Source organism: Synechococcus sp. Cruz CV12-2-Slac-r (genome assembly GCF_024346075.1).
GTDB lineage: Bacteria > Cyanobacteriota > Cyanobacteriia > PCC-6307 > Cyanobiaceae > Synechococcus_D.
Genome location: NZ_JAGQEK010000137.1, coordinates 1 through 4,151, shown reverse-complemented (window position 1 = coordinate 4,151; position 4,151 = coordinate 1). Strand labels below are relative to the sequence as shown.

Annotated in this window: 4 protein-coding genes and 1 pseudogene; 4 read left to right on the top strand and 1 reads right to left on the bottom strand. The window is 50.0% G+C overall.

Annotated elements, in window-relative coordinates; translation table 11 throughout:
• From KB557_RS09350 to KB557_RS09335, 4 genes are all read left to right on the top strand, one after another.
• Nucleotides 1-872, top strand: an 872-nt coding sequence (locus KB557_RS09350) for a GMC oxidoreductase (protein ID WP_255133556.1), incomplete at its 5' end; no start/stop codon positions are given.
• A gap of 53 nt (nucleotides 873-925) precedes the next feature.
• Nucleotides 926-1,243 carry a helix-turn-helix transcriptional regulator gene (locus KB557_RS09345; RefSeq protein ID WP_255133554.1) on the top strand — a complete coding sequence of 106 codons (318 nt, stop codon included), beginning with the start codon at nucleotides 926-928 and terminating at the stop codon, nucleotides 1,241-1,243.
• A gap of 8 nt (nucleotides 1,244-1,251) precedes the next feature.
• Nucleotides 1,252-2,124, top strand: coding sequence for a formyltetrahydrofolate deformylase (gene purU / locus KB557_RS09340; protein ID WP_255133552.1), 873 nt, complete (start codon nucleotides 1,252-1,254; stop codon nucleotides 2,122-2,124).
• Nucleotides 2,125-2,128: 4 nt separating this feature from the next.
• Nucleotides 2,129-3,439 carry an O-antigen ligase gene (locus tag KB557_RS09335; RefSeq protein ID WP_255133550.1) on the top strand — a complete coding sequence of 437 codons (1,311 nt, stop codon included), beginning with the start codon at nucleotides 2,129-2,131 and terminating at the stop codon, nucleotides 3,437-3,439.
• Here KB557_RS09335 and KB557_RS09330 read toward each other — a convergent pair.
• Nucleotides 3,389-4,151 (bottom strand): annotated as a pseudogene (locus tag KB557_RS09330) (hypothetical protein); the annotation flags it as partial. The gene KB557_RS09335 and the pseudogene KB557_RS09330 overlap by 51 nt on opposite strands.

Sequence of the window (4,151 nt, the reverse complement as noted above, 5' to 3'; positions counted from 1 at the left end):
CAAGCCAGGATCAACTTGAGGGGGTGTTGTTTATTGATGCCACCAGCGGTGCGATGCATCGCGCCAAAGCAAAGCTGGTTGTGCTTTGCGCTTCCACAATCGAAAGCCTGCGCTTGCTGTTGCTGTCTCGGGATGATCGCTGCCGCAAAGGTTTGATCGATCCCCATGGCCTGATCGGTTTGGGCTTGATGGATCATGTGTCGGTTGCACGCTTTTTTGCATTGCCACCCCAGGCACCAGCGCCTCTTGGTACCGGTTTATCGGGGGCTGAAAGCGCTTTTATTCCTAATACAGGTGATGGCTATGGCCTTTGGTGTGGGGTGCAGCGCTTTGAGCCGCCTGCCTTGTTGCGCCGTGATCCAAAGGCGGCAATTGGCTTTTTGATTGGCCATGGGGAGGTGCAGCCAAATCCCAGCAACCGCGTTTGCCTTGATCATGGCCGTTGTGATGTATGGGGTTTACCGGTGGCCCATATCGCCATGGCTTGGGGCATGGCAGAACAAACCCTGGTGAATTTGATGCTCAGCCGCATTCAAACCGTGGTGCAGGCAGCGGGCGGGGAGATCAAACCCATCGAAGATTTGTTCCGCTTGGCATTGATCGAACCATGGCTAACGGCTAGTGCCGCCGGCTCCCAAGCGGTGCCACCACCCGGCTACTACATCCATGAATTAGGTGGTGCACCCATGGGCGATAACCCTGAGCGATCAGTGCTGGATCGTTGGAATCGTTTTCATACCTGCAGCAACCTGTTGGTTACCGATGGCAGTTGTTGGCCTAGTTCCGGTTGGCAAAGCCCAACGCTCACCTCGATGGCCCTCACCAGGCGGGCTTGCTTGCAGGCAGTGGAAAACCGAGCGAAATCCAATTAATAACTTGATGGAATCATTTCTACGCGATATCTTTATCTTGTTATGAATATCTTTTGATTGAATTGCACTCTCCAGAAGCGCTTGCCGAGTATTTCAAGGTGTTCAGTGAACCCAATCGCCTGATGGTGCTTGCAGTATTAAAGGAGGGCCCCTTAAACGTAACGGCTGTAGTGCAGGCCACTGGCCTTAGCCAGGCCTTGGTGTCTAAGCATCTCAAGCTTCTTACAATTGCTGGAGTGGTGCAACGCAAACCAAAGGGTAGTTTGGTGTTTTATCAGGTAAAAGAGCAAGGAATTTTTAATTTTTTGCTTACTGCTGAAAACCAGCTTCGCGTTTGTAGGGAGCAACAAGTTAATGCGCTTCAGAGTTAACTAACATCATGACAATCGCCACCGCAATTCTGCAATTGATCTGCCCAGATCGTGCTGGTTTAGTAAGTGAACTTTCAGGCTGGGTGGCAGCTAATGGGGGGAATATTGTTCATGCTGATCACCATAGCGATCATGGTGCTGGTTTATTTCTAAGCCGAATTGAATGGGAGTTGGAAGGTTTTGGCTTGCCGCGGGAGGAGATCTGCCCTGCAGCCCGCGCCCTTTGCCAACGCTTAAGCGGCCAATACAAAATAAATTTTTCTGATCACCGGCCGCCGGCGGCAATCTTTGTTAGCAAACAAGATCACTGTTTATTGGATTTGCTTTGGCGTGTGCGCACTGGAGAGCTGCCAATGCAGGTGCCATTAGTGATTTCTAATCATCCTAATCTTGCAGGAATCGCAGAGGAATTTGGCGCCCACTTTGAACATGTGCCTGTGAATGCGGCAAATAAAGCAGAGGCGGAAACCCGGCATTTGCAGCTGTTAGCAGAACATAAAGTTGAGCTTGTGGTGCTTGCTAAATATATGCAGGTGCTAACACCAGAATTTTTAAGTAGTTTTGATCCGCCGGATGCTTTTCATCAGGTTATCAATATTCATCATTCATTTCTACCCGCCTTTACCGGTGCAAATCCTTATAAAAGGGCCTGGGAGCGCGGTGTGAAATTAATTGGTGCCACCGCCCACTACGTAACAGAAGAACTCGATGGCGGCCCGATCATTGCCCAAGCCACTGTTCATGTGAGCCATCGGGATGATGTGGAGGATTTAATTCGTAAAGGCAGGGATATGGAACGTTTGGCCCTTTCGCGGGCAGTGAGATTGCACATATGCGATCAAGTAATGGTTTATCGCGGTCGCACAGCGGTGTTTGACTAGCCCTATGCGGTTTGCAGCCATAAATACCTGGGTGCAGGGGCAACGGCCTGAGGCAGCCACGGCATCGGGCTGGATTGCATTTCAAATTGGCGTTTTTTTGTTGCCCAGCAGTTTGTTGCTGGCGGTGCCGCCTCTGTTTTGGGCCCTGTTGCAAGGCAGCCGTTGTAAGCGGCGCCCGTGGTGGAACGATCGCCTAAACCGCGTTTTTTTATTGATCGCAGTGTTAATGCTGCTTGGTGCAAGCCGTGCATTTAGTGGCTGGTTGGCTTGGTTTGGCCTAATGAATTGGTTGCCATTTTTCTGGGGTTTTTGGGGTTTCCAGCCCTATGTGGCCACCGCTGAGGGGCGACGGCGAATCGCTTTGTTATTTGTTTCCGGCACGCTACCGGTGATTTTTACCGGTTTGGGCCAGTTATGGCTTGGCTGGAGTGGTCCCTGGCAAGCCCTTGGCGGTTTGTTGATTTGGCATCTGGCCCCAGGGGGCATGCCGCCAGAACGGTTGTCGGGCTTATTTGATTACGCCAATATCGCCGCTGCTTGGTTGGCATTCAGTTGGCCTTTGCTTTTAGCTGCAACATTTGAATGTTTCGCCAGGTTTCAGGCTGGTAAAGCCCGCTGGCAGCTGCCGCTGTTGTTGATTTTTCTAATTGCTCAATTGGCAGCCCTTTATCTCACCGATTCTCGCAATGGCTGGGGAGCAGCAGTGCTGGCCTTGCCTTTGGTGCTGGGCCCGGCCCGTTGGTTGTGGCTACTGCCGCTAATCCTGCTGTTGCTATTACCGGTGGGATTTGCTGTGTTGCCAGTAATCCCGGATTTCATACAACAGCCCGCCCGCGTTTTGGTGCCAGAGGCGATTTGGGGCCGGCTTAGCGATCTGGCCTTTAGTGATAGACCCCTAGCTTCCACCCGCTTGGGGCAATGGACGGTAGCGGCGGGATTAGTTGCTGAACAACCCTGGCTGGGCTGGGGGGCAGCTGCTTTCAGCTTGATTTATCCCTCGCGAACGGGTGTATGGCATGGTCATCCCCATAATTTGCCTTTAGATCTAGCGATCAGCCATGGCTGGCCGGTGGCTCTTTTGTTGGTGGGAGTGGTGGCTTGGCTTTTGTTGCGCTCTGCCCGCTTGGGTATGGCAACGGGGCCTGTATTTGAGCGTGCATGGTGGGCGGCAGTATTAATTTTGGTGTTACTACATGCCAGCGATTTGCCGCTCTACGACGGGCGAATCAATGTGGCCGGTTGGTTATTACTGGCTGGATTACGCCTAAACCCAGTTAATGTTACTGCTGCTAAGGGTTGTAACGCCATTAATTAGTGCGATCATTTCGTCTTGATTGTTACCACTTAAGTTCAGGCTGCCGTTGTTGTTGCGATCCCAATAAAGCGAAAGTTTGCCACTGCTAACAGTTGTGAGATAGCTACCATTGAGGAGCTGTAATTTATCATCAATTAAACTAAAATCAGTAATCAGTGCGTAGTCGCTGCTTCCAGAATTGAAATTTATATTATCATTATAAAAGACACCTCTTGAATCGCCAAGTACAAACACATCCTTGCCGGCACCTCCAGTAAGTGTATCTATTTGTCCCTTTCCTAAGCTAACGGCGGTGGCGCCTGTTTTAACCGCTCCGGTAATTATATCGTTACCATCTCCACCTAAAATTTTATCGCTGTAAGTGCTGCCCCAAAGTACTAAATCTAATGGTGTTGAGGCTTTAGATGTATCAGCAATTGATACAGTTGCAGTAGATCCAACTTGTAAAGTGAGGGCAGAATCAGAATATAGTTTTATAGAGAGCGCTTCAGTACCTTCTGTTAATAGATCATTTTTGATCGTGTGAGAGAAAGTAAATTTACCAGTAGAATCTATTGCGCCTTCTCCAGTGAGGGTGCCTGCTGAGAAATCAGTAATTGTTATTCCAGTGCCACTTAAGGCGTAATAAAGTTTGCTGCCAGTTAAGAGATTAGTTGTGGCAACAGTACTTGTAATAACTGCACCTTCATTAATGTCGCTTGCGGATGGGGTA